The sequence below is a fragment of the Geodermatophilaceae bacterium NBWT11 genome (assembly GCA_014218215.1).
Lineage (GTDB): Bacteria > Actinomycetota > Actinomycetes > Mycobacteriales > Geodermatophilaceae > Klenkia.
Window position 1 is genome coordinate 452,338 of sequence record CP043652.1, and the last position, 24,651, is coordinate 476,988.

Here is a 24,651-nt window from a genome sequence, read left to right on the forward strand (position 1 = left end):
GGGGGCACGCGAAGGCGTGGCGCAGAAGATGGCTGGTCTGACGAGCGCACGCATGGTGCCGCAGCAAGGCCAGATCGCGCAGGTGCGCGGAGCGACCTGGGCAGTCACGGATGTCCGCGTCCAGGGTCTGCCGCGTAGCGGTGCAGACGACGCACTCACGGGCCTGCAGCACGCCGTCACCCTCCAATCTCTCGACGAAGACCGGCTCGGCGACGAACTGCAGGTCGTGTGGGAGCTGGAGCAGGGGCGATCACTGAAGCCCGAACTCGGTCTGCCAGCGACCATCGACCCCGCGGGTTTCGACCACCCCGGTCGCCTGGCCGCCTTCATCGATGCATTGCGCTGGGGCGCCATCACGTCCGCCGATTCTCAGATCGTCCAGGCACCGTTCCGAAGCGGCGCTAACGTCGAGGCTTACCAGCTCGAACCGCTGCGACGAGCTCTCCGTGAGTCGCGTGCCAACTTGCTCCTCGCCGACGACGTCGGCCTCGGTAAGACCATCGAGGCCGGCCTCGTCGTCCAAGAGCTCTTCCTCCGCCACCGTGCACGCACCGCGATCATCGTCTGTCCCGCCGGCCTGGCGCTGAAGTGGCAGGACGAGATGCTGGAGAAGTTCGGGCTCGACTTCACGGTGATCAACTCAGAGACGATGCGCGAGGTCCGGCGCAGCCACGGGTTGCACGCCAACCCGTTCACGCTCTTCCCGCGCATCATCGTCTCGATGTCCTGGCTGCCCGGGCAGCGCGCCCAGCGCCTCCTCCGCGACGTCTACTCGCAGACAGCGAAGCGAGAGGGCGCCCGCCGCTTCGCCTACGACATCCTGATCGTCGACGAGGCGCACCACGTCGCGCCGTCGAGCCCGCAGCGGGTCGACAAGCTGAACATCACCCGCCGCGGCTACGCCGTCGACTCGCACCGCACGCACGCCGTCCGCGAGTTGGCCGAGAAGTGCGAGCACCGCCTGTTCCTCAGCGCGACCCCGCACAACGGCTACGTCGAGTCGTTCACCGCACTCCTGGAGATGATCGATCCGCAGCGCTTCGTCCGCGGCTCGCACATCGACCGTTCGGCCTTGCGCGAGGTCGCCGTCCGCCGGCTCAAGCGCGACTTGAAGGAGGCGAAGGGCTTCCAAGAGCGCAAAGTCACCGCGTTGCCGTTCGAGCCCACGCCGGGCGAGGAGGAAGCGTACGAGCGCCTCCTCGCCTTCACGAACCGGCGCGACAAGGCGGTGGTCACGGGGGATGGCGCCGCCAAGCAGGCCCGCGACATGGCGACGCTCCTCCTGAAGAAGCGCTTCTTCTCCTCCCCCGTCGCCTTCGCCCGCACGGTGGACGTCTACCTGGAGACGCGGCTCCGCGGTGTGGACGCCGAGCTGACCGGCGACTACGACGACGTCCTTGGCGTCGACGCCGACGACCTCGAGGAAGGCAAGTCGGACCAGACCGAGCTGCTGACCCTCGCCCGCACCCGGCGGAAGCTCCCTCCCCTGACCGACGAGGACGTCGCGGGCCTGCGGTGGCTCAGCCGGTGGGGCCACGAGTTCGACGGCACCGTCGACTCCCGCCTTGCGGCCCTGGTCCACCACCTCGACGGGGTGCTATTCGCCGGCGATCTCTGGATCGACGAGCGGATCGTCGTCTTCACCGAGTACGTCGACACCCTGTACTGGGTCAGGGACAACCTGCTCCAGCACGGCTACGACGCCGATCGGATCGCGGTGATCGACGGCAGCACCGACCCCGAGCAGCGCGAGATCACGCGCGCTCAGTTCAACGAGCCGCCGAGCAAGACGAAGGTGCGCATCCTGCTCGCCACAGACGCGGCCGGGGAAGGCATCGACCTGCAGGCCAACTGCCACCGGTTGTTCAACTACGACATCCCGTTCAACCCGAACCGGCTTGAGCAGCGCATCGGCCGGGTCGACCGGTACGGCCAGGAGCACCAGCCCGACATCCGCCACTTCACGCCGGTGGCGGGCCCCTCCGGCCTGGCGTCGGACGTCGACTTCCTCGCCCGGGTCGCCACCAAGATCGCCCGGGTCGAGCTGGACCTAGGCTCGGCGAACGAGATCATCGCGCCCGACATCCAGCGCAAGCTCACCGGCGCCGCGCTCACGCCAAGGTCGAACGAGCAGGCCCCCAAGGGAGACCGCGCAGTCAACGAGATGCTGCTGGGCCAGCGGCAAGTGAACGCCGAGCTGACCGCGCTCGAGACCCAGCTGGAGGAGGATCGGGAGAGCCTTCATCTGCGGCCCATGAACCTCCGACGCGTAGTCGAGACCGCTCTGGACCTCGACATGCAGCCTCGACTGGTCCCCACCCAGCTCAAGGACGGCGGCGCCGAGGTCTTCGAGTTGCCGTCCCTCGCTCGCTCCTGGGAACCCGTCACCCGGGGCCTGGCCAGCCGACTGGAGCCGGACCGTCTGCGGCCCATCACGTTCGACCAGGACGTCGCCCGCGCCACCACGGACGTCGTCCACGCCCACCTGGGCCACCCGTTGCTCCAGCGGTCCACTCGGCTGCTCCGATCCGCCCTGTGGAGCGGCGAGACCGACCTGCACCGGGTCAGCGCCGTCGTGGTCCCCGGGCTCGACGAGTCCTTCGCCGCCGCCGTCGTCCGACTCGTCCTGGTCGGTCGGGGCGGCCTCCGGCTGCACGAGGAGGTCTTCCTGGCCGGCACGCGGCTGGCCCGTCGGCAGCAGGTCGGAGTCGAGCGAGCCGAGGAGCTGTTGGCCCGGGCGCTGGACGGCGACCAGCTGACCGCCGCGCCGAACGAGTTCGCGCACGGCCTCGCCACGGCATGGGACGACGAGGCGACGGGCCTCCGCTCCCGCGTCGAGGACGCCATCCGGGTGCGGGTTGAGCGGCGGACACGGGAGGTCGAGGACCGACTGGCGAAGCGGCGCGAGGAGGACCTCGGCCGGGTGGACGCCATCTTCACGCGCTTCGCCGGCACCCTCCGCGAGTCGATCGCCGCGGCAGAGAAGCTCGAACAGGAAGCGGAGGCGATGTTGTTCGACGTCGAGCAGCACCAATCGGAGCGGGACCTGCGGCAGATGCGCGCACGGCTCGACGAAATCGACGACGAGCGCCGCCGCGAACGAGAGGCGGTGGAGACCCGCTACCAGGACGTGAAGCCATGGCCGTTCCCTGCCGCGGTGCTCTTCGCGATCAGCCCCGCCGACGTCGAGCGGGGGGTGTCGGTCCGATGAGGCGTCGTCCGCCGAGCACGACGCAGCTACACCAGGACTGGTTGGCGCAGGTCGAGACCGACGGCCCGTTCCTGTCCCTGCCGGTCCTGAAGGACACGTGGCCCAACGGGATGGAGCCACTGAGCGACGTCGACGACCGGCTGGTCACGTTCAAGCAGAGCCACGCCGCCTGGGAGCAGGCCTTCGACAGTTCCCGGAACGCGCCGGCCGCGCAGTACGCCGACGTGGCGCGCTCCTGGGTGGACGTGGTGCTCGACGTCCTTGCCGGGTGGGAGGGGCATCGAGTCGCACCGGGCGAGCTGCCGGAGGACCTGGTGGTCCGGTCGCCGGGCGAGACGATCGCGGTTCGACCGGACGGCGCCCTACGTGGCCGGGACGGCGAGCTCGTGTGCCTGTTGCGGGTCGTGGCGCCGACCGACAGCCTGCAGGCGGCAGGCCTGGACGGCTGGTCGGCGAGCGAGGTCGACCGGATGGCCGCGCTGATGCGCAGGGCCGACGTCGCGGTCGGGGTGGTGACCGACGGCCGCTGGTGGTCGCTGGTCTGGGCCGGCGAGGGCACGACCACCGGGTCGGGTGTGGTCGACGCGCTGAGCTGGCGCGAGGAGCCCCGGCTGCGTGACGCGTTCCTGACGCTGGTCAGCGCGTCGACGCTGCGACATGCGAACCCCGAGCGCCGTCTCCCACGCTTGTTCGCACGCAGCGTGCTCGAAGCCGAGGAGATCACCGAGGCCCTCGGCGTCCAGGTCCGCAAGTCCGTCGAGCTCCTGGTCCAGGCGTTCTCCGAGGCGCGCCTGTCCGCGCGAGGCAGGGGGCTCGACGACCCGCTGTCCGAGGACCCGGACGAGATGTACCAGGCCGCAGTCACCGCGATGATGCGGGTGGTCTTCCTGCTCTTCGCCGAGGAGCGCGGGATGCTGCCGACGCCGGAGCTCTACCGGGCCGCCTACGGGATCAGCGACCTGCTCGACGACCTGCAAGGCCGGGCGCAGCAGGAGGGAGAAGAATACCTCGACCACTCCACGGACGTCTGGCACCGGCTGCTCGCAGTCAGCACCGCGCTCTACGGCGGGGCGAACTTCGACGAGGTCCGAATGCCCGCCTACGGCGGTTCCCTGTTCGACCCCCAGCGGTTCCCGTGGCTGGCCGCCGAGCGTCCCGACGGCGGACTACGCCTGCGGGTGTCGGACCGGGTGATGCTTCACGTGCTCGAGTCGGTGCAGGTGGCCAAGGTCGGCGGTCAGGCACGGCGGATCTCCTTCCGGGACGTCGACGTCGAGCAGATCGGCTACATCTACGAGGGCTTGCTCGGCTACACCTGCCGCGAGGTCGACGCCGAGGTCGTAATCGGACTCGTCGGCAAGGACGGCGAGGAACCCGAGATCGACCTGGACACCCTGGACGAGATCTACGAGGAGTCGCGGGGCGCCAAGGACTTCGCCGCGAAGCTGACCGACTGGGTCAAGCAGAGCCAGCCGGCGGCGAAGCTCGTCTCCGCGACGAAGCTGGCCAAGCTGCACGACGCCGACGTCGACGAGGCGGAGATGAACCGCCTCCTCAAGCCGATCGCCGGAGACGACCCCGACCTCCTTCCTGCGCTGGTGTCGTGGGGCAACCTCATCCGCCGCGACCTGCGCGACCTGCCCTACGTCGTGCCGCGCGGCGGGCTGGTCGTGTCGGAGACCCCGTCGCGGAAGAACGCCGGCGCCCACTACACCCCCCGCTCGCTCGCCGAAGAAGTCGTGCTCCACGCCCTGCAGCCGCTGGTCTACGAACCCGGACCGCTGCAGACCAACGACGAGGACGCCTGGCGGCTCAAGTCGAGCTCGGCGATCCTCGACCTCAAGGTCGCCGACATCGCCGCCGGCTCCGGAGCCTTCCTCGTCGCCGCCGCCCGTTACCTCGGCGACCGCCTCGTCGAAGCCTGGACCGCCGAAGCCATCATCGACGGCGACCACGTCGACACCGGCCTGCGCACCCGCGCCATCCGCGAAGTCATCGCCCACTGCCTCTACGGGGCCGACATCAACGGCATGGCGGTCGAGATGTGCAAGCTGTCGCTCTGGCTGGTGTCACTGGACCCGTCCAAGCCGTTTTCGTTCGTCGACGACAAGGTCTTCCACGGCAACTCACTGCTCGGCCTCACCACGCTCGACCAGCTCCGCCATCTGCACATCGCACCGAAGACGAAGAAGTCCCAGCAACTCAGCGCCTTCGTCGGCGCCGAGGCCGTACTCGACGAGGTCACCCGCATCCGCCACCAGCTCGCCACCACCGTCGACGAGGACGATCCGCAGCGCACACGCAACGGCAAGCGTCGCCTTCTCGAACAGTCAGCACAGGTCACCGCCAAGCTTCGCCTGATCGCCGACGGCATCGTCGCCACCGCACTCCGCCTCGGCGGCAAGGGTGGTACTGCCCTAGACGACGCATTCACCGCGCTCGAAGGCGCCCTCATCCGAGCGTTTCCCGCCGACAGAAGCACCGGCGACGCCACCGCCCTGAACCGGATCATCGAGCAGGGACTCACCCCCACCGTTTCTACCGACTACAAGCGCTGGGAACCGCTCCACTGGATTATCGAAGCCCCCGACGTACTCCTTGAGCATGGCGGATTCGACGCCATCGTCGGCAACCCCCCATTCCTCGGTGGCAAGCGCATTTCGCCAGCCCTTGGCTCTAATTTTCGCGAGTGGCTAATGCAGGGAGTCGCCAACGGTCGGACCGGCAATGCCGACCTAGCTGCATACTTCTTCCTGCGAGCATGGTCGCTACTGACCAAGGGCTACCTTGGGCTGATCGCGACCAACACAATCGCGCAAGGCGATACTCGAGGTGTCGGACTCGACCAGATCGCCATGGCAGGAGGCGAGATAATGCGTTCCATCAGAAGCGCGCCTTGGCCTTCAGCGTCAGCAAATCTGGAGTATGCGGCGATCTGGATTTCAAAAACCGCACCGGAGGGGCCGATCGAGCGCGTCGCGGATGGTATCGCCGTGGCTCGCATTTCGACCCTTCTGAAAGCCGAGGGCCGCATCGCAGGGAACCCACTCGCGCTGGCAGAAAATGCAGGAATTGCATTCAAGGGATCCATCGTATTGGGGTCAGGCTTCTTGCTCAGCATGGCGGAAGCTCAGACGATTCTCGAACAGGACCCCGCCTGTCGCCCGGTCCTCAAGCCATACCTCGGCGGCGAGGACGTGAACACCAGCCCGCGTGCGGCTGCCAATCGCTGGGTCATCGACTTCGGCGAATTACCTGAGTCCGAAGCGTGTCAGTTCAGTTCGGCCTGGAAGATTGTGAGCGAGCGCGTGAAACCCGACCGCGCCACAAAAGACGCCGGTCGTTATCCCCGCATGGTGCACGAATGGTGGAAGTTCTGGAATTCGCGACAGCGCCTGTACGCTGCAACCGACGAAATGGACGAGGTCCTAGTCGTAGCCGTAGTCACGAAGTACTTGATCCCCATGCGCGTGCCTACCGGTCAGGTTTTCAACGACAAGCTCTGCGTCTTCGCGCGGGCAGATTACGCATTCCAAGCCGTGTTGTCCTCGGCAGCCCACGAGTGGTGGACGCGCAAGTTTGCCTCGACCCTAGAGACCCGACTAAACTACTCGCCTACCGATGCCTTCGCCAACTTTCCACTCCCTGCCATGACCCCCCGCTTAGAGGCGGCGGGACGGACCCTGGTTGACACGAGGTCGCAGATAATGCAAGATCGCGAAATTGGCGTCACCAAACTCTACAACTTGGTCAACGACCACGCGGTGAGCAGCGACCTTGCCGTCGATCAACTGCGGAGCGCGATTGTGGAGGTCGACTACGCCACGGTGGCCGCTTATGGGTGGGACGATCTACCATTGAGCCATGGGTACGACAACAGCACGGAAACCCAACATCGTTTCACCATCGATCCCATCGCAAGGCTTGAGATATTAGATCGATTGCTTGAGGAGAATCATTGTCGGGCCGGTGTTCTGCGCGGCGAAATCGGTCAACAGCCGGTGATTTTTGGTGAGTAGCGCACCGTCGGCTTACGTTCGTGCAGGGCTTGCCAATCTGCTTCAGCAGGAATTGCTAGGCCCAAGAGGTGATCCTGACGAGGAGATCTCAGCGAGCCCTCGTGCCATGTACGCCGTCGGCGGGCTTGCGCCAGTCACCATCGACCCCGCGATCGCTCGTCAGCAAGTTGATGCGGAGGCGGCGTTAAGCCAGGGAGCCGATGGCGCGCCGATGCAGGCGATCAGTGATGTGGACCCGGAGCACTTCGGTCAGCCTGGCGTCCCCGTGCCGACTGACGAAGACGTCGCGACCGCGGACTCCGATGACGAAGAGGACACCGGCCCGAAGGGAGCCCTGACGCATCCCTCGTCGATGGGACTGCGGTTTCAGGTGCCCGTCGATGTCGGCACGCTCGTCGTGATCGCCGCGTGGGGCCGCTACGAGAGCTTCCAGCGCCTGAACGAGGAGACCGGCAAGAAGCGCACGTGGTTCCGGCGCACGCCCTTCGAGTTCCCCAAGGAGCTCGACCTGGGAGGCACCACAGCCAGGCGAGCGGACGTTCTCGACCTCGACACCGACGTCACTCTTCGCGTCGAGGTCTTCCCGCTCGGTGACCGACTGGTCGTCGAGCTGGCGCTCAGCAACGACCGCGTCACCGGTACCGACGCCCCGCCCGGAGACTGGCTGTTCCAGACGAAGCTGACCGTCACGGCGAAGCACGGTTCGGCGTGCTTCTTGCCGAGCCGCGACGTCCTCGAGCCCGGCTACCGGGAGCCCGACGAGGAGCGGCAGCGCCTCGACCTGCAGTACAAGCACAAGCTTGAGTACGCCGTTGGCCGCACCTGCTCGGTCGACTGGGACGAGGTCTCCGAGACCCGCCGCGCTCGCCAGGTCACGACCACGTGGCTGCCGACGGCCGACGTCCCGCAGACCGTCGCCGGTGATGCCGGCGACACCGTCACGTCGATGCGCGTTCTCGCCGAGATCGACGCCGGGAAGATCCGCCGGGCGCTCGAGCCGATGATCGCCGGCTACGCGACGTGGCTCGCCGGGGACCAGGAGCTGGCTGCCGCCGCGCTCCCCGACCACCTACAGCAGACCGCGACCGAGGCAATCGCCGAGGCAAAGGTGGTGGCCTCTCGGCTGGAGGCTGGGTTGCTGCTGCTGGAGAGCGACCCGGACACGCTGACGGCCTTCCGGTTCATGAACCAGGCCATGCGCAACCAGCGCATTCGCTCCCAGGTCGCCGCCGCACGAGCGGCCAAGGTGGGAGTTACGATCGAGCAGGCACTGGCCCAGGTCGAGGCCAGGGGCGACAGGGCCGCCTCGTGGCGGCCGTTCCAGCTCGCCTTCATCCTCATGCAGCTGCCGGCGCTGGTGGACCCGACCGATCCCTATCGGAGCGGCGACGACTCCCGCGTCGAACTGCTCTTCTTCCCCACTGGTGGCGGCAAGACCGAGGCCTACCTCGGCCTAGCAGCCTTCACCTTCGCGATCCGGCGTCTCCAGGGAACTGTCCAGGGCGAGGACGGGGAGCTGGACGGCGGCGACGGGGTCGCCGTCCTCATGCGCTACACGCTGCGTCTGCTGACCTCCCAACAGTTCCAGCGCGCGGCCGCGCTCGTGTGCGCGGCGGAGCTGATCCGCCGGGAGGACGAGATCACCTGGGGCACCGAGCCCTTCCGCATCGGGCTCTGGGTCGGCAGCAGCGTCAGCCCCAAGCGCTACGCCGAGGCCGAGGCGCAGGTGAAGCTGGCCAAGTCCGAGGACGGTCGCGCCCACGGCCTCACAGTCCTGCAGATCAAGCGCTGTCCGTGGTGCGGGACGCCGATCGACCCGAAGCGCGACGTCGACGCCGTGGCCACCACCCAGCGGATCCACGTCCACTGCGGCGACCGCGACGAGGAGTGCCCCTTCTCCACACGCGGGCCTGACGACGAGGGCCTGCCCATCCTCACCGTCGACGAGGAGATCTACCGGCACCCGCCGACGTTCCTGCTCGCCACCGTCGACAAGTTCGCCCGGCTGGCGCGTGAGGGCGAGGCGGCGAGCCTCTTCGGCTACGTCGCCGAGCGCTGCCCCCGCCACGGCTACCGCCACCCCGACGCGCGCGGCGACTCCTGCAAGGGCCAGAAGCACAACGCCGTCACCAAGGGCGGCATCACCTACCCGGCCGTCGACGTCGAGCCGGTGTCACGCCTCCGCCCGCCGGACCTGATCATCCAGGACGAGCTGCACCTCATCACCGGAGCACTCGGCACCGCGGTCGGCGTCTTCGAGAACGTCGTCGACGTGCTCTGTTCCTGGTCCAGGGACGGCGATGCCGTCCTTCCGCTGATCATCGCCTCCACGGCGACCGTCCGGAAGGCCGAGGACCAGGTCCGCAACCTGTACGGACGAGGCGTCGATGTCTTCCCGCCGCAGGTGCTCGACGTCCGGCAGACCTTCTTCTCGAGGGAGCTGGTGGTCACCGAGGACGACCCGGGGCGGAAGTACCTCGGCGTCTGCGCGCACGGCATCCGGCTGACCCTCGCCGAGATCCGCATCGCCGAGGTGCTCCTGCTCGCCGGGCAGATGCTGCTCGACGAGCACGGCAAGGCGGCCGACCCGTACTTGACGTCGGTCGCCTACTTCAGCGCGACGCGAGAGCTCGCCGGCATGCGGCGCTACCTCGACGACGACGTCACCACCCGCGTGTCCGGCAGGACTGAGCCGTTCCCGCGCCGCACCACGGACTTCTCCCGCCTGGCGATCGGGGAACTGACCTCGCGCATCTCGGCGTCGGAGATCGGGGCCACGCTGGACAAGCTCTCTCTGGAGTTCAACCCGGAACGCTGGAGCACGAACGGCAAGAAAGCGTTCGCCGAGGCCATGCAGGCCGGCAAGGTCAAGGGCGGGTACGACGAGCGGCCGTACGACTTCGTGCTGGCCACGTCGATGCTGCAGGTCGGTGTCGACGTCCCCCGCCTGGGCCTGATGCTCGTCGTCGGCCAGCCCAAGAACACCGCCGAGTACATCCAGGCGTCGTCCCGCGTCGGTCGTGATCCGTCCCGCCCCGGGCTGGTCGTGTCGCTGGCCAACTGGTCGAGGCCGCGGGACATGGCGCACTTCGAACAGTTCCGGCACTACCACGAGACGTTCTACGCGCAGGTGGAGGCGCTCAGCGTCACCCCGTTCTCCGAGGCCGCTCTCGAGCGAGGGCTCATGGGTGTGCTCGTGAGCGCGGCCCGGGTGATGGACGTCGGCCGGCCGAAGTCGCTGTCCCCCGAGCTCGGCGCCGGCCGGATCATCGACAGCGCGCAGCGCCTGGACGAGGTCATCGAGCGGCTCACCGAACGGGCAGCACGTGCCTACACCGAGCCGGACTTCGACGAGCGGGTACGTGCCAAGCTGATCCAGCGCAAAGACCGCTGGCTCGAACGTGCGATCGAGGAAGGCGGCGGCCTCGTCTACGAGCGTTCGACGGACAAGACCCAGGTGACCAGCCCGCTGCTGATCAGCCCCGAGGTACGGACCACCACGGCCTCCGAGAAAGTCTTCGTCGTCGCCAACTCGATGCGCGAAGTGCAGCCGGAGATCAATCTACTGGTCAGCCCGAGCCCGAGTCATCTCGCTGCCAAGGAGCCCGTCGACGCTCCCGGTTGGACCTTCCATCCCCCCGCCGAGGAGGACGCATGACCACCGTGTCGGACGACCCGACCGCCGTTGACGACTCCCCCTCTCCCGACGCCCCCGAGGCGGCGGTGGCCACCGTCGAGCAGGAGCTCGACCCGATTGCCGACGTCGAGACCAACAAGCCGAAGAACCGGGCAAAGGTGGGCGCCGTCCGGCCCTCTGCACTGCTCTACACGCAGGGCATCGGCTCGACGGTCGACCTGCCGCACCTGTCGGTCATGCCGCACGGACTCGACGACTGGGAGCGCATCTACCGCCGTCGACCCACCCCACCGGAGACCATCGTCGAGCCCCGCCTGCTCCAGGTCGTCCAGGCGCACCTGGGCAAGACCATGCACGAGCTGCGCAAGCCCCCGTGGGCGTCCGCCGAGATCGGCCAGAAGGACTCGGCGACCGACCTGGGGATTCCCGGGCGCGTCTTCCCCCAGTGGCTGCGGTGCACCGGCTGCGGACTGCTCGGGCAGGTGTCGGACGGTGCCAGCTTCGAGTACCGGAACACCAACCCGTTCCGGCCGGACCAGGCGGAGTTCCTGCACCTCAAGTGCACTGGCTGGTCCAAGGGCGGCACGGTGAAGCGCAAGCCGCGAGACCGCACCGCAGTGCCTGCCCGCTATCTCATCGCGTGTCAGAAGGGGCACCTCGACGAATTCCCCTACGTCGCCTGGGTGCACCGGGGAGCGGCGTGCCCGTCCGCTCCCCGACCGCGGCTCCGCATGCAGGAGTGGAAGAGCAACCTCGGTCCGGATGTCCGGATCACCTGCCAAGCGTGCAAGGCCTACCGCGGCATGCTGGACGCGACCACTCGCGCAGCCGCCGCGAATCTGCCTCGCTGCCGCGGGCGACACCCACACCTCGACGCCTTCTTCAAGTGCCAGGAGCAAGGAAGGCTCATGCTGCTTGGCGCCGCCAACCAGTGGTTCTCGAACACGGTGAGCGCCCTGGCCCTGCCGCGCGAGGACGAGGCGTCGGCATCCGAACTGGCCCCGGCCATCGCCTCCCTGCCCAAGAAGGTGCTGGACGGCGTCCATGGTCCCGAGAGCCTGGACCTGTTCAAGCAGCTCGCGGCCATGAATGGCCTCGTCGGCCTGGACGACGTCGACGACGCCGTCCTCTGGGAGGCCTTCCAACTCGCGACCGGACAATCGACGACCGCGGACGACGCCGAGCATGCGGCCGCCCGACGCGATCCGCGGACTCTGCTGGCGCCCGAGTGGACCGTGCTCAGCGACCCGTCGAAGTTCACCAAGTACAGCGGCTCCCCTGACTTCAAGGCCGCGTCTCGCGACGTGGCTGCCGAGCTGGACCCGCTCGTCACCGGCGTCGTCGCCGTCGAGCGGCTCAAGAAGGTCAACGCCTTCATCGGGTTCACCCGGATCGACGCCTTCGACCGCATCGACGACGCCTCCGACCGCGTTGCCCCTCTCACCCGCACTGGCCAGCCGTCGTGGGTGCCGGCCACAGAGGACCGTGGGGAGGGCGTGTTCATCCAGTTCGACGAGGCGCGCGTCGCCAGCTGGGAAGCCGACGTGCTGGGCCGTCCAGTCTGGCAGCGCTACCGAGAAGCGCACCGGCTCAACTTCCTGCGCCGGACCAGCAAGACCGCAGCGGAGATCGATCCGGACGGCCGCTTCCCGTCCCCGCGCTACTGGGCCATCCACACGCTCTCGCACCTGCTGATCCGCGAGATGGCGATGTCCAGCGGGTACGGCTCGGCCAGCCTGACCGAACGTGTCTTCGCGTGGCCCGGCAACGACGACGCCCCACCGGCGGCTGGAGTGCTCGTCAGCACGACGTCCTCGGACAGCGAAGGCACGCTTGGCGGCCTCGTCGAGCTGGCCAAGCCGGCGAAGCTGCAGAAGGTCGTCCTGGACGCCCTCCGCCGCGGTACCCGCTGCTCGTCGGACCCGATCTGTTCGCACCGAGCGCCAGGCGGCAAGGAGGACTTCCTGCACGGGGCGGCTTGCCACTTCTGCCTGTTCGTCAGCGAGACCAGCTGCGAGCGGACGAACCGCTTCCTGGACCGACGGATGGTCCTCGACCTGGTCGCCGACCCGAGCACCTGGACGTCCGGGCTGTTCGCCGAGCTGTGCGAGGAGGACGCCGGATGACGGCCGCCGCCGACCTGGGCGCCTTCCTGACCAAGGACGAGGCGAGGCGGATCGGCGGATCTCTCGACCTCGGCCACGGACTCCTCCACCAGGCCGTCAAGAGCGTCCACGCGGATCGTCGTGAGCACGCGCTCGAGCTTCTCCACGCCGCGCTCGGAAATCTCGCAGGGGACGTCCGCGCCCTGTCAGTTGTGCTGACGGCCTTGAGCGGGGTCCCGCGCGCCGCTCGACCGCAACTGGTGTGGACGTCCCCGAGCCTGCCGCACAGTGAAGGCCGCACGACCTTGGCCGCGTCGCAATTGATCAACGAAGCACAGTCCTACGTCTACGCCGCCACCTATTCGGCGACCATGGGTTCGTCGTACGTGGCGGCGCTCCGGGAGGCGGTCGGCCGCGGCGTCGCGGTGACCCTGGTCGTCGACCAGGCGCGGCAAGCGAAGACAGCCACCGCACTCGCCGGAAAGCTGTCAGGCGCCCGCATCTGGACGATGGCACCGCCTGAGGTGGGTGTGTACGCCATACAGCACGCGAAGATCGTGATGGTCGACGGGCTCGCGGCACTCATCACCAGCGCGAACTTCTCGTCCGCCGCGGCGGAGGCGAACCTGGAGTGTGGCGTCCTGTTGCGCGACGCCTCCGTGGCTTCGTCGATCAAGATTCACCTCGACCAGCTGCGCGAGAGCCACTTCTTGGTGGACTACACAGCCTGACCCAGGTGGGGACGCGCCGTCGACCGAGCCTCCGCCGTGGAACGCTGTGATCGTGATGGCGAGGACCCCCCAGCCCGGCCCGCACCCCGGGTCCTCCAGTGCCGAGATGTCTCGGCGTATGAGTGCTGTCAAGAAGCGCGATAACGGGCCCGAGATGGCCGTCCGTCGATTGCTTCACGCTGCCGGTCTTCGCTACCGAGTGACTTGGCCGGTTCCGGGCCAACGCCGGAGAACGATCGACATCGCCTTCACCCGCGCACGGCTCGCCGTCTTCATCGACGGATGCTTCTGGCACGGGTGCCCCTTGCACGCGACCTCGCCGAAGGCCAACGCAGCCTGGTGGGCCGAGAAGATCTCGACCAACCGAACCCGTGACGCGGACGTGACCTCGCAACTGGAGGACATGGGCTGGACAGTGCTGCGCTTCTGGGAGCACGAGGTGCCGGAGGACGTCGCGTCGGCCATAGTCGGGCGGCTCACAGCCCCCGATGGGGCGGCGAGATCAGGGGGCTGAGAGCACCACGTGCTCGTCGAGTGCCGACATGAAGTCCCCCGAGTAGCGAAGACTGCTGCGCAGGAGCCGGTCGCGGAAGCCCTTGGTCGCTCTGTGCGACAGGGGCTCTTGACCGTGAGTTCGGAGGACGTCGGCCAGGTGCTGGTAGCCAGCCAGCGGCGATCGTGGCCACTCGGAGACCCGGACGTCCCATCTCTGCTCTGCGTGACTGCACGCGGCCTTCGGCCAGACAGTCCCGTCGACGTGTGGCTTCCTGTCCGGACTGGCGGCCGACCCACCGGCCTCGAGCATGCCTTCCCCGATCCATCGCGCTACCGGGACGCTGACGGCGTTGCCCACCAGCTTCCACCGGTCGCGGGTCGGCGCGTTCGCGGTCCACCCGGCGGGAAACCCTTGGAGTACCTCCGCGGCCTCGATCGACGGGCGCACGATGCACGTTCCCGGCTCGCTGTCGCACATCCACACCGCTGGCGGGCTGGGGATGCTGACGGTCGTAGATCCCTTCAACGTCGGCACGGCGTCGATCGCCCACCCGACGCCGCGATTGCCCTCGGTCCAGTAGAAGCCGTATGCACTGTCCCGCGCGGCTCCGGAGGCTGCGCCGTCCGGATCCTCGGACGGCACGTCGTCGCGGAAGAGGACCGCCGCCGGGTCGTGTATGCGGGATGCGAGCAAGTACACGCGCTTGCGGCGCTGCGGCAGCCCGAAGGAGCGGGAGTCGATGGTGCGGTAGGCCCATGCGTAGCCAGCGGCCTCCAGAGAAGCGGTGATCTCTTGGATCGCCGCGCCCCGGCCGAGGCGGAGCATGTTCGGAACGTTCTCGATCAACACCCACTCGGGGCTGGCCTTACGGAGAAGCTGGAGCACGTGACGGATCAGGCCGGAGGCCAGGCCTTCCAGACCTGACATACGGCCTGCTTGCGACAAGTCGGTGCAGGGGAAGCCGGCGGTGACGATCGTGGCGTCGCGCAGGTCCCGCAGTCCGACGACGTCGCCGTTCAGATCGGCATCCGCGAAGTGGTGAGCCAGGACGGACCTCGCGGAGGGCCACCACTCGAAGAGATCGGACGGCTCGTCGATGCCCGCCTGCTGGAGCCCGAGCTCCATGCCGCCGACCCCGGCGAACAGTCCGAGGATCGAGTGAGCCACGACGTGCACCCTCCCACGGCGAGCCCGAGCCGCGCTGCTTCGCCACATGCGACACGGCTGCTCCAGCCTCCGTGTCGCAGAGTCCCCCCGTGCTTGCTGAACAGCTCGGATCAGTAGAGGCTCCGCCCGTGACCGGATCAGTATCGGAGCGGTACGTCAGGGCAGCCGCTCTCGACTGGCTGAGGGATGTGACCCTCGACGGCACCATCCCGGTCACCCGCGCTCAGCTGCGGGACGACTTCCGCATCGCCGGCGACCGGTTCCCGCTGGTGGACGCTGGGCGTGGAATCCGGCGCCCGAGAGGGTGGTCGTCGGCACTGAGCATCCTGACGGCGGCGCCGGAGGGTGCGCCGTCCCGCCCGTACGACGACTCGGAGGGCGCGGACGGGCTGCATCGGTACAAGCTCCGCCGGGATCAGCGAGGCGCTGCGGAGAACGAGGGACTGCGTCGCGCGATGCTCGAGCAAGCGCCGCTGCTGTGGTTCTACGGCATCCGGCCTGGCATCTTCCAAGCCATCTTCCCGGTCTACCTGATCGGTGAGGAGCAGGAGTTGTCGCAGTTCGTCATGGCGCTGACGGAGGAACAGCGCCAGGTGCAGCCGGGCAGTCGCGTCGAGGAGGCGCTGCGGAAGTACCTGATGACGATGACGCGCAGACGCCTGCACCAACCGGTGTTCGCCAGCCAGGTGATGGTCGCCTACGAGACTCGGTGCGCCGTCTGCTCGCTGAACCATCGGGAGCTGCTCGACGCTGCTCACATCATCCCCGACTCGCAACCCGGCGGGGACGCCGTCCTCCCGAACGGTCTGGCGCTCTGCAAGCTCCATCACGCCGCCTACGACCGGAACATCCTCGGTATCCGTCCTGACTACACGGTCGAGATCCACCGTCGACTGCTCGACGAGGTCGACGGCCCGATGCTGCGCCACGGTCTCCAGGAACATCATGAGCGGCCGCTGATGACGCTGCCGTCAGCCAGACGGGAACGGCCAGACACGGACCGGTTGATGGAGCGCTATGCACAGTTCCGCGCGGCTTGACCTGGGAGGGCGTTGCCCAGCCACCGACCTCATCGGTTCGGAGCGTCTGCTGACTCCCTGACGCCCAATCGCGTCTGCAGGCGACTGCGCAGGAGACCCTTTCGGATCTCGTAGAAGTCCATGAACCCGGTGACGTCTTCCGGGAGGGACCCGAGATCGTTCTGCTCGACATAGGCCGCCCTCTTCTCCGCAGACTCGAATGCATGATCGAGCCAGGCCGCCGGCAGGACGGCTTGCTTCTCGATGTTCGCCAACCCCTGGAGCAACTGCAGGTTGGGCAGACGGTCGACCGCATCCATGAAGACGTCGAGATGCTGTGGAGTTACCCCTGCTTCGGCAAGCCGCTTGCGGGTGAACCTCGACCGGGGGAAGACATGATCCTCGTGGAAGACCTTGCTGAGGTCGAGGCCCGGGTACAGCATCGCGAGCACCGGGAAGGTCCTCTGGCCGCCGTACTTCAGCTCGAGCAGCTCGTCGATCTCCGTGGCCTCGAACTCCAGAGACTTCCCGATAGCAGCCATCTCGGCCTGGATCGACGCAACGGGGAAGGTCCCGCCGTCGTGGGCATCTATTGCCTGCCGTATCCGGGTCAAGGTCGTGTCGAGGCCCGATCCCCAAATTCCCCGCTTCATGAGCGATCTGTTGATCCAGGCTTGCAGACGGGCTCGATCCTCTGCGCTCGCCGTCGAGTCGAGGTAGGCGTCATCGAGGTTCTTCGACGCGATGAAGTAGGCCACCGGGATCACGACGCTGTGCGCGGTGAGGCTCCGCGTGGACAAGCCGAGGCGACTCAGCAGCGTCGCCGCCCGCAGGAGCGCGGCCCTGGTGGTACCCCAGGCGGCCTCGACCTTCTGCATGTTCTCCCGCGTGAAGTTGGAGACACGGAAGCGCAGATCAACCCCTGCGACCATCAGAGCGGTCTTGAGGACGACGTCCTTAGAGAAGGAAAACTCGCGAGATCCGCCAGTGTTCAGTTCCTGCACCAGCGCGCGGACCTCTTCGCGAGCGTCGTGTTCTTCCCACTGGTTCGTCGCCATGGACAACAAGAGGTCCGAGTAGGAAAGAGTCGTGCCGCCGCTGTTGACCCTGACGAAGATGTCCAGGACCTTGTCTGCGTCCTGAGACCCTTCCAGGTAGTAGTTGATAGGTTGCTTGACCCGCAACGCCTCGTAGAGCTCGTACAACCGGTTGTAGGCACCGGTTCCGTTGAGGTCGATTCCCCGTGCGGCCAGGGCATTCATCAGCGCGGGCCCAGCGTCCCCGAGGCTGAACACGTCGCCGACCCTGAACCACTTGGCCGGCTCCCCGTCGAGCGGCTTCGCCTCTTGGTCGGCGAGGAACCGCAGGTCGTAGCGAAGCGACAGGTCGCCGTGGTCTGGGTCTTCGAGGAGGTTCAGGTAGAGCCGCTTCTTCGGGAAGGCGTCGGGGCTGTTCCACCAGGCGTACTTCTTCTTCTCCGCGTGGCTCCCGTAGACAGCGATGTTGAGCGCTGTGAGCCGCTGCTGGCCGTCAAGGATCGCTACCGTCGGCCGTCCTGAAGGGACCGTCGCCTTCGATGCGAACGGGTGGTCCCGTTCGTGGAAGTCGGTCAGGAAATCGTAGAACACGTAGTCCGAAGCGGTAGTGGCCTCGACCTCCCAGAACAGGAAGGACCCGATCGGATAACCACGCATCAGGCTGTCCATCAGCTGACGGATCTGGTCCGGTCCCCAGACGAACTCCCGCTGGATAGCCGGCAGCAGGTACCGCTTCTCATGGATGCCCGAGAGCACGTCCTGAACGGTCACTGGTGTCTGGAAGGCCATTGGTTCCCCCGGTTTGATCGGAGCGTTCGACCTACGCCGTCGTCCGCGCTCATCTCGTTCGCTGATGTAGTCGAAGTCGACCATAGGGGACTCCGCCTCGGGACTCAGGCTGAACGCTCAACGCTTGTTCCGGCCCGAAAAACCGACCATCGCTCGCCCCTGCGGGCAGTGCTCAGCAGCCGCGCTTCGAGCGCAGCGGGGCAGGGCGGGCTGAGCTTGACGCCGCGCGACCGGGCGTGCGCATGTCGGCGCCCTGACGCCTCGACGCCTCGACGCCTGGACGCCTGGACGCCTGGATCTAGGCAAGTTGACAGCAGCACTATCGATAGTAAGATTATCGATTATGCGGATTGCAGAGCTGGCGGGGGCGAGCGGGGTGAGTGCCACCTCGATCAAGTGGTACGTCAGCGAGGGCCTGCTGCCCGCCGGCGAGCGCACCGGCTACAACCAGACCGAGTACACCGAGGACCACCTCACCCGCCTGCACCTGATCCGCAGCCTCATCGAGGTCGGCGGGCTCAGCGTCGCGGCGGTGAAGGACGTCCTGGCCGCCACGGACGACCCCGACCACCCCTTCGGCAACACCCTGGGCATCGCGCAGGCCTCGCTCCCCCGGGTCGCGACGCCGCCGTCCGAGGAGTCCCTGCACCAGATCCGCGAAGCGGCGGACGCGATGGGCTGGCAGGTGCACGACGGCAACCCCGGACTGCCCGCGGCAGCCGCCGTCCTCGACCGGTACAGCGCCCTGGGTCGCGGCGACCTCGCCGCCACCTTGCCGAACTACCTCCGCGCCGCCGAGATGGTCGCCGAGGCCGACCTCGACGCCGTCACCAAGAACCTCGACCAGGGGCCGGCGGTGGCGGCGCAGACCGTCGTTGTCGGCACCGTGCTCGGGGACGCCCTGTTCGCTGGACTCCGCCGCATGGCGCAGGAGAACGAGTCCGTCCGCCGGTTCGCACCCACCCCCGGGAGCCCCACATGACCGCCGTTCTCGATCGCCCCGCCGTCCGGACCCTCAACCGGCCACTGTTCGGGCTGGCTGCCCTCATGGCGGCCACCGCCGTCGTCACCGCCGCGCTGGCGGTGGTCGACCCGGTGCAGATCACCGGCAGCAACGGCTGGTTCAAGCCGCTGAAGTTCTCGGTCTCCATCGCCGTCTACGCCCTCACCCTGGCCTGGCTGCTGAGCCTGCTGCCCGAGCGCCGTCAGCGGCTGGGCCGGCTCGGTGCGTGGGTCGTCGTCGTCGCCATGGTCGTGGAGATGCTGGTCATCACCGGCGCCGTCGCGGCCGGCACGACCAGCCACTTCAACATCTCCTCCCCCACCGCGACCGCCCTCTGGGCAGCCATGGGGACGGCGATCGCCGCCGTCTGGCTGGTCACCCTCGTCGTCGCGGCCCTGCTCTGGCGACTGCCCGACGCCGACCCCGCCCGGCGGCTCGCCATCCGGGCCGGGCTGGTCATCGGACTGGCCGGCATGGCGGTGGCCTTCTTCATGACCTCGCTGACCAGCGCCCAGCTCGACGACTTCGCCGGGGTGGCCGGCGCGCACGCCGTCGGGGTCGCCGACGGCGGGCCGGGCCTGCCGTTCCTCGGCTGGTCGACCGTGGGCGGGGACCTGCGGGTGCCGCACTTCGTCGGCATGCACGCCCTGCAGGTGCTGCCGCTGCTCGCCCTGGGGCTGGAGCTGCTGTCCCGTCGGATCCCCGCGCTGCAGGCTCCCGACGCTCGCTACCGCGTCGTCGCGATCGCCTCGGTCGGGTTCGCCGTCCTCGTCGTCCTGCTGACCCTGCAGGCGCTCGCCGGCATCCCGGTCACCGAGCCGCTGGGGTTCCTCGGCTGACGGGTCGTCAGCGGCCGGCTGCCTTCGCGGCCTCGCGCCAGCGCCGGCGTGCGTCGCTCACGTAGCCGTGCAGCGGGTGGGCGGTGTTGTCGGCCAGGTTGAGCGGCGGCTCCAGCTCGGCGATGACTGCGGCCTCCACCGTCCACGGCTCTGGGTGCTCGGCCCAGGTCAGCTGCAGCGTCTGGGCCATCCACTCCGACAGCGCCAGCTCGTCCCGGTTCACCAGCACCGGCCGCGAGGTCCAGCGGCTGCGCCAGCCCTGCTGCTCGCTCAGCAGCGCCGCCAGCGACCGGCGGAGCGTCGAGGAACCCGTCGTCCCGCGGATGTGGTTGCCCACCACCCGCGAGCGCAGCGTCGCCTGCGAGGTCGGCCCGCTCGGCGCGATGCCGATGTACAGCAGCTGCACCGGGGCGCTCGGGTGCTTGGGTCCGGAGACCCCGGGCAGCGCACCGAACCGGCCCCACCAGGCGTAGAGGCCGGGGACGGCCGGCACGGCGGTCGGCGCCTCCGTGACCGGTACGGGCTGTGCGTGCAGAGCTCTGACGACGGCGTCCACGGCGTCAGTCAACCCGGCCCGCCGGGAGCACCGCCGACTCGACTGCTCCTAGGCTCCGTGCATGGCCACACCGCAGCAGCCCCGCCCCCTGCCCGTCCGGGTGCTCGGCGGCCTCGGCGTGCTCGGCATGGCCAGCCCGCTGGTCTGGGTGGTCGTCCTCGCGGTGCTGTGGCTCGTCGCGCGTGACCGGCTCAACGGGGGCCTGGTCTTCTACGTCTTCGGCTCGACCCTGCTGGCGATGATCGTCGGGGTGCTGCTGTTCGCCTGGGCCGACCGGCTCGACCAGCGGCGCCTCCACCCGGACGGTGGAGCTCGCGCGGACGACAGCGAGGTCGACGGGCAGTCCTGAGCAGCACCGCTCCTCGGGCAGCGGGACCGTGGGGGTGTCCCCGCGGGGACACCCCCACCCCCGTCAGCGGTAGACCAGCGACCCGTCGTCCAGGTCTGCGCCCGGCAGATCGTCCTTCTCCACCGCGTGCTCCTGCAGGCCCAGCCACGGCTCGTGGTCACCCTGCTTGGGCATCAGCTGCATCGACCGCGCCAGGTAGCCGGGGTTGAAGTTCGCCGGGTCCACCCACGGGCCGAGCGTCATGTCGCCGTCCTCGGGCCGGAGCTCGGGGACGACGGTGCTCGCACCGTGCGTGCTCATCTCGCCGAGCAGCCGGCAGACGACGTCGCTGATCATGTCCGCCCGCAGCGTCCAGCTGTGCCGGAAGTAGCCGAACACGTAGACCAGGTTCGGGATGCCGGTGAACATCATCCCGCGCCAGGTGACGGTGTCGGCGAAGTCGACGGGCTTGCCGTCGACGGCGAAGGCGATGTCGCCGAACACCGACAGGTCGAAGCCGGTCGCGGTGACCACGATGTCGGCCTCGAGCGTCTCGCCGGAGCTGAGCTTGATGCCGTCGCGGGTGAAGGTCTCGATGGTGTCGGTGACCACCGAGGCGCTGCCGTCCTTCAGCGCGTCGAACATGTCCCCGTCGGGCAGGACGGCGATGCGCTGTTGCCACGGCCGGTAGGTCGGGTTGAAGTGCTTGTCGATGTCCATCCCCTCGGGCAGCAGCGGGCGCATCGACTCGATGAGGAACGTCCGCAGCTCCTCGGGCTCCTCGAACGACATCCGGGTCAGCTCGTTCATCTCGGTGATGTAGGCCCGCCGGAGGATCTCGTGCGTCCACTCCTCGGGGGTGTCCAGCCCGCGCAGCGTCGTCGCCAGCTCGTGGGTCTTGGGCCGGGCATAGAAGAACGTGGGCGAGCGCTGCAGCATCGTCACGTGCTTCGCGGTCTTCGCGATCGCCGGGATGAGCGTCGCCGCCGTCGCCCCGGAGCCGATGACGACCACTTGCTTGCCGGTGTGGTCGAGGTCCTCGGGCCAGGTCTGCGGGTGCACCACCTGCCCCTGGTAGTCGTCGATGCCGGGCCACTGCGGTGTATAGCCCTGATCGTGCTTGTAGTAGCCCGGGCACATCCACAGGAAGTCCGTGGTCAGCCGGCTCTCGACACCGCTCGCGACGTCGGTGACGTCGACGGTCCACCGCGCCTCGGACGACGACCACTGCGCCGCGGTCACCCTGTGCTCGTAGGAGATCTTCGAACCGAGCTTGTTCTCCTCCACCACCTCGTCGAGGTAGGCGAGGATCTCTGTTGCCGTCGCGATCGAGGGCCCGCGCCAGGGCTTGAAGCGGTAGCCGAAGGTGAACAGGTCGCTGTCGGAGCGGGCGCCGGGGTAGCGGTGCGTCCACCACGTGCCGCCCTTGTCCGGCAGCGCGTCGAGCACCCGGAAGCTGCGGTCGGGGAACCGCTCCTGCAGGTGGTAGGCGGCCCCGATGCCGGAGATCCCCGCCCCCACCACCAGGACGTCGACGTGCTCGGTGGCCGTGCTCTGCTCGATGGTCGTCACGTGCGGTTCCCCCTCGGCTGTGGCCCTGCCCCGCCGCCAGGCCCGGTTGTGATCCAGGTCTCACGCTCCACTTCCGAGACCCGCTTGTCCACCCCCTGTCGGCGCGTCAGCGCAGCCGGGCCGCCTGCCGGGCCAGGTGATCCCGCTCGGCGGTGTTCGTCGCGACCCGGACCGCCTCCGCGTACAGCTCCGCTGCCCGGACACGGTCGCCGTCCGCCTCGTGCAGGTGCGCGGCCACCGCGGCATACCGCGGCAGGGCGGGGTCCAGGGGCGCCAGCGCCGCGAGCCCGGCCCGCGGCCCGTCGGCCTCGCCGACCGCGACCGCCCGGTTGAGCCGGGCGACCGGGTTGCCGGTCAGCGCGACCAGCTCGTCGTACCACTCGACCACCTGCACCCAGTCGGTCTCCGCGGTCGAGGGGGCGTCGGCGTGCAGCGCCGCGATCGCGGCTTGCGCCTGGTACTCCCCCAGCCGGTCCCGGGCCAACGCGCCCTGCAGCAGGGCGACCCCCTCGGCGATGAGGACCGTGTCCCACAACGACCGGTCCTGATCAGCCAGCGGCACCAACGACCCGTCTGCGACGAACCTCGCCGGGCGCCGAGCGGTATGCAGCAGCATCAGCGCCAGCAGCCCGGCCACCTCGGGGTGGTCGATTGCCGCGTGCAGCTGCCGGGTGAGCCGCACCGCCTCGGCGGCCAGGTCGACGTCCCCGGAGTGGCCTTCGGTGAACACCAGGTACAGCACCCGCAGCACGGTCCCGACGTCGCCCGGGGTGTCCAGCCGGGCGCCGTTGATGGTCCGCTTCGCCCGGCTGATCCGCTGCGCCATCGTCGCCTCTGGCACCAGGAACGCCGCCGCGATCTGCCTCGTCGTCAGCCCGCCGACCGCGCGCAGGGTCAGCGCCACCGCCGAGGACGACGACAGCGACGGGTGCGCGCTGAGGAAGTAGAGCTACAGGGAGTCGTCGGTACCGGGCACCTCGCCCGGCTCGACGTCCACCGTCTCCTCCCGGCGCCGGCGGGCCGTCTCCCAGCGCTGGGCGTCCAGGAACCGCCGCCAGGCGACGGTGACGAGCCATGCGCGCGGGTCGCGCGGCGGGTCGTGGGGCCAGGTGCGCAGCGCCTCGACCAGCGCGTCCTGCACGGCGTCCTCGGCCGTCGCGAAGTCCAGTCCGCGGCGGATGAGGACGCCGAGCACCTGCGGCACCAGCGCCCGCAGGTCCGGGCTCACTCGGTGACGGTCGGCGCCTCGGACATGAACGGGCGCAGCTCGAGCCACTCGTGGATCGGCTTCCCCCCGGCACCAGGCGCCGCCGACAGCTCCGCGGCCAGCTCCAGCGCGCGGTCGTAGGAGTCCACGTCGATCGCCATCCAGCCGGCGATGAGGTCCTTGGTCTCGGCGAACGGGCCGTCAGTGACCGGCGGCTTGCCCTCCCCGTCGAACCGCACCCAGGTGCCCTCCTGGGCGAGCGCCTGCGCATCGACGAACTCGCCGTTCTCCTGCAGCCGGGCGGCGAAGTCGTTCATGTACTGGATGTGCGCGGTGACCTCGTCGGTCGTCCACTCCCCCATCGGGACGTCGTTGCTGGGAGCCGGGGCGCCGCGGTAGTGCTTGAGCAGCAGGTACTTGGCCATGAGGTGTCCTCCTCGGTCGCGTGCGGCCCATCCTGGTCGCCTCCACCCCTGGGACGGAACCGATGGGCCATCCTCGACACGCAGGCTCCCGCCGACACCGAGGACGTGCCCGTGCCCACGGTCGACCAGCACCTCGCCGAGCTCCAGCACCCCCGGGCGGACGACGTCCGGGCGCTGCGGACGGCGGTGCTCGCGCTCAGCCCGGACATCACCGAGCAGGTGAAGTGGAACGCGCCGAGCTTCGTCGTCGACGGGGTGGACCGGGTGACCTTCCGGCTGGCGCCTCGCGACCTCTTCCAGGTCGTCCTGCACCGGGGCACCGCGATGCGGGACGACGCCGCGACGTTCGTCTTCCACGACCCGACAGGGCTCGTGCGGTGGGCCGCACCCGACCGCGGGGTCCTCGACCTGACCGCCCCGGGTGCGTACGCCGAGCGCCGGGACGCCGTCCTCGGGCTGATCGGGCGCTGGATCCGGGCCTGAACCCAGCGGCTCCCGCACCGGGGCCGT

Annotated in this window: 15 protein-coding genes and 2 pseudogenes; 11 read left to right on the plus strand and 6 right to left on the minus strand. The window is 68.8% G+C overall.

Features of this window, described 5'->3' with window-relative positions:
• Positions 1-28 precede the first annotated feature (28 nt).
• The 6 genes and pseudogenes from F1C76_02155 (at position 29) to F1C76_02180 (ending at position 14,217) form a co-directional block, all read left to right on the plus strand.
• Positions 29-3,211, plus strand: a complete 3,183-nt coding sequence (locus tag F1C76_02155) for a DEAD/DEAH box helicase (protein ID QNG38945.1) — start codon at positions 29-31, stop codon at positions 3,209-3,211.
• Positions 3,208-7,230: an SAM-dependent DNA methyltransferase gene (locus F1C76_02160; GenBank protein QNG35567.1), complete on the plus strand. Its 4,023-nt coding sequence runs from the start codon at positions 3,208-3,210 to the stop codon at positions 7,228-7,230. The genes F1C76_02155 and F1C76_02160 overlap by 4 nt, the downstream gene beginning before the upstream one ends.
• Positions 7,223-10,888 carry a helicase gene (locus F1C76_02165; GenBank protein QNG35568.1) on the plus strand — a complete coding sequence of 1,222 codons (3,666 nt, stop codon included), beginning with the start codon at positions 7,223-7,225 and terminating at the stop codon, positions 10,886-10,888. Before F1C76_02160 ends, F1C76_02165 begins: the two co-directional genes overlap by 8 nt.
• A gap of 65 nt (positions 10,889-10,953) precedes the next feature.
• Positions 10,954-12,930: pseudogene (locus tag F1C76_02170) on the plus strand (hypothetical protein).
• Between the two features lie 59 nt (positions 12,931-12,989).
• Positions 12,990-13,703: a hypothetical protein gene (locus F1C76_02175; protein QNG35569.1), complete on the plus strand. Its 714-nt coding sequence runs from the start codon at positions 12,990-12,992 to the stop codon at positions 13,701-13,703.
• 106 nt (positions 13,704-13,809) lie between these two features.
• Positions 13,810-14,217, plus strand: coding sequence for a very short patch repair endonuclease (locus tag F1C76_02180; protein QNG35570.1), 408 nt, complete (start codon positions 13,810-13,812; stop codon positions 14,215-14,217).
• Here F1C76_02180 and dcm read toward each other — a convergent pair.
• Positions 14,206-15,414, minus strand: a complete 1,209-nt coding sequence (dcm, locus tag F1C76_02185; protein ID QNG35571.1) for a DNA (cytosine-5-)-methyltransferase — start codon at positions 15,412-15,414, stop codon at positions 14,206-14,208. The two genes, F1C76_02180 and dcm, sit on opposite strands and share 12 nt — an antisense overlap.
• A gap of 407 nt (positions 15,415-15,821) precedes the next feature.
• Between dcm and F1C76_02190 the strand changes: the two genes are divergently transcribed.
• The gene (locus F1C76_02190) at positions 15,822-16,406 is read left to right on the plus strand and encodes an HNH endonuclease (GenBank protein QNG38946.1); all 585 of its coding nucleotides are present in this window, start codon (positions 15,822-15,824) and stop codon (positions 16,404-16,406) included.
• Positions 16,407-16,435: 29 nt separating this feature from the next.
• On the opposite strand, the gene F1C76_02195 is transcribed toward F1C76_02190, so the two are convergent.
• A complete protein-coding gene (locus F1C76_02195) occupies positions 16,436-18,211 on the minus strand; it encodes a DUF262 domain-containing protein (GenBank protein QNG38947.1) in 1,776 nt (591 codons plus the stop codon).
• Positions 18,212-18,554: 343 nt separating this feature from the next.
• On the opposite strand from F1C76_02195, the gene F1C76_02200 reads away from it, so the two are divergent.
• Positions 18,555-19,193 carry a MerR family transcriptional regulator gene (locus tag F1C76_02200; protein QNG35572.1) on the plus strand — a complete coding sequence of 213 codons (639 nt, stop codon included), beginning with the start codon at positions 18,555-18,557 and terminating at the stop codon, positions 19,191-19,193.
• Positions 19,190-20,053 carry a hypothetical protein gene (locus F1C76_02205; protein ID QNG35573.1) on the plus strand — a complete coding sequence of 288 codons (864 nt, stop codon included), beginning with the start codon at positions 19,190-19,192 and terminating at the stop codon, positions 20,051-20,053. The genes F1C76_02200 and F1C76_02205 overlap by 4 nt, the downstream gene beginning before the upstream one ends.
• Positions 20,054-20,060: 7 nt before the next feature.
• Here the strand turns inward: F1C76_02205 and F1C76_02210 are convergent, their stop codons facing one another.
• Positions 20,061-20,609: a GIY-YIG nuclease family protein gene (locus F1C76_02210; protein ID QNG35574.1), complete on the minus strand. Its 549-nt coding sequence runs from the start codon at positions 20,607-20,609 to the stop codon at positions 20,061-20,063.
• A gap of 61 nt (positions 20,610-20,670) precedes the next feature.
• Between F1C76_02210 and F1C76_02215 the strand changes: the two genes are divergently transcribed.
• Entirely contained in the window at positions 20,671-20,958 is a 288-nt protein-coding gene (locus F1C76_02215; GenBank protein ID QNG35575.1) for a hypothetical protein, read from the plus strand.
• A gap of 63 nt (positions 20,959-21,021) precedes the next feature.
• Here the strand turns inward: F1C76_02215 and F1C76_02220 are convergent, their stop codons facing one another.
• From F1C76_02220 to F1C76_02230, 3 genes and pseudogenes are all read right to left on the minus strand, one after another.
• Positions 21,022-22,509 (minus strand): NAD(P)/FAD-dependent oxidoreductase, encoded by a 1,488-nt coding sequence (locus tag F1C76_02220; GenBank protein QNG35576.1) that lies wholly within the window; start codon positions 22,507-22,509, stop codon positions 21,022-21,024.
• Positions 22,510-22,615: 106 nt separating this feature from the next.
• Positions 22,616-23,737 (minus strand): annotated as a pseudogene (locus F1C76_02225) (RNA polymerase subunit sigma-24).
• Positions 23,734-24,141: a hypothetical protein gene (locus tag F1C76_02230; GenBank protein QNG35577.1), complete on the minus strand. Its 408-nt coding sequence runs from the start codon at positions 24,139-24,141 to the stop codon at positions 23,734-23,736. Before F1C76_02230 ends, F1C76_02225 begins: the two are co-directional and overlap by 4 nt.
• A 105-nt stretch (positions 24,142-24,246) precedes the next feature.
• Here F1C76_02230 and F1C76_02235 point away from each other — a divergent pair, with 105 nt between their 5' ends.
• Positions 24,247-24,624 carry a DUF1801 domain-containing protein gene (locus F1C76_02235; GenBank protein ID QNG35578.1) on the plus strand — a complete coding sequence of 126 codons (378 nt, stop codon included), beginning with the start codon at positions 24,247-24,249 and terminating at the stop codon, positions 24,622-24,624.
• Positions 24,625-24,651: the final 27 nt, after the last annotated feature.

What these genes read in the sequence shown, in the direction of transcription:
- F1C76_02155 (QNG38945.1), top strand. Translation starts at nt 29, where the DNA reads ATGGCTGGTCTGACGAGCGCACGCATGGTGCCGCAGCAAGGCCAGATC.
- F1C76_02160 (QNG35567.1), top strand. Translation starts at nt 3,208, where the DNA reads ATGAGGCGTCGTCCGCCGAGCACGACGCAGCTACACCAGGACTGGTTG.
- F1C76_02175 (QNG35569.1), top strand. Translation starts at nt 12,990, where the DNA reads ATGACGGCCGCCGCCGACCTGGGCGCCTTCCTGACCAAGGACGAGGCG.
- F1C76_02180 (QNG35570.1), top strand. Translation starts at nt 13,810, where the DNA reads ATGTCTCGGCGTATGAGTGCTGTCAAGAAGCGCGATAACGGGCCCGAG.
- dcm (QNG35571.1), bottom strand. Translation starts at nt 15,414, where the DNA reads ATGTGGCGAAGCAGCGCGGCTCGGGCTCGCCGTGGGAGGGTGCACGTC.
- F1C76_02190 (QNG38946.1), top strand. Translation starts at nt 15,822, where the DNA reads ATGCTCGAGCAAGCGCCGCTGCTGTGGTTCTACGGCATCCGGCCTGGC.
- F1C76_02195 (QNG38947.1), bottom strand. Translation starts at nt 18,211, where the DNA reads ATGGCCTTCCAGACACCAGTGACCGTTCAGGACGTGCTCTCGGGCATC.
- F1C76_02200 (QNG35572.1), top strand. Translation starts at nt 18,555, where the DNA reads ATGCGGATTGCAGAGCTGGCGGGGGCGAGCGGGGTGAGTGCCACCTCG.
- F1C76_02205 (QNG35573.1), top strand. Translation starts at nt 19,190, where the DNA reads ATGACCGCCGTTCTCGATCGCCCCGCCGTCCGGACCCTCAACCGGCCA.
- F1C76_02215 (QNG35575.1), top strand. Translation starts at nt 20,671, where the DNA reads ATGGCCACACCGCAGCAGCCCCGCCCCCTGCCCGTCCGGGTGCTCGGC.
- F1C76_02230 (QNG35577.1), bottom strand. Translation starts at nt 24,141, where the DNA reads ATGGCCAAGTACCTGCTGCTCAAGCACTACCGCGGCGCCCCGGCTCCC.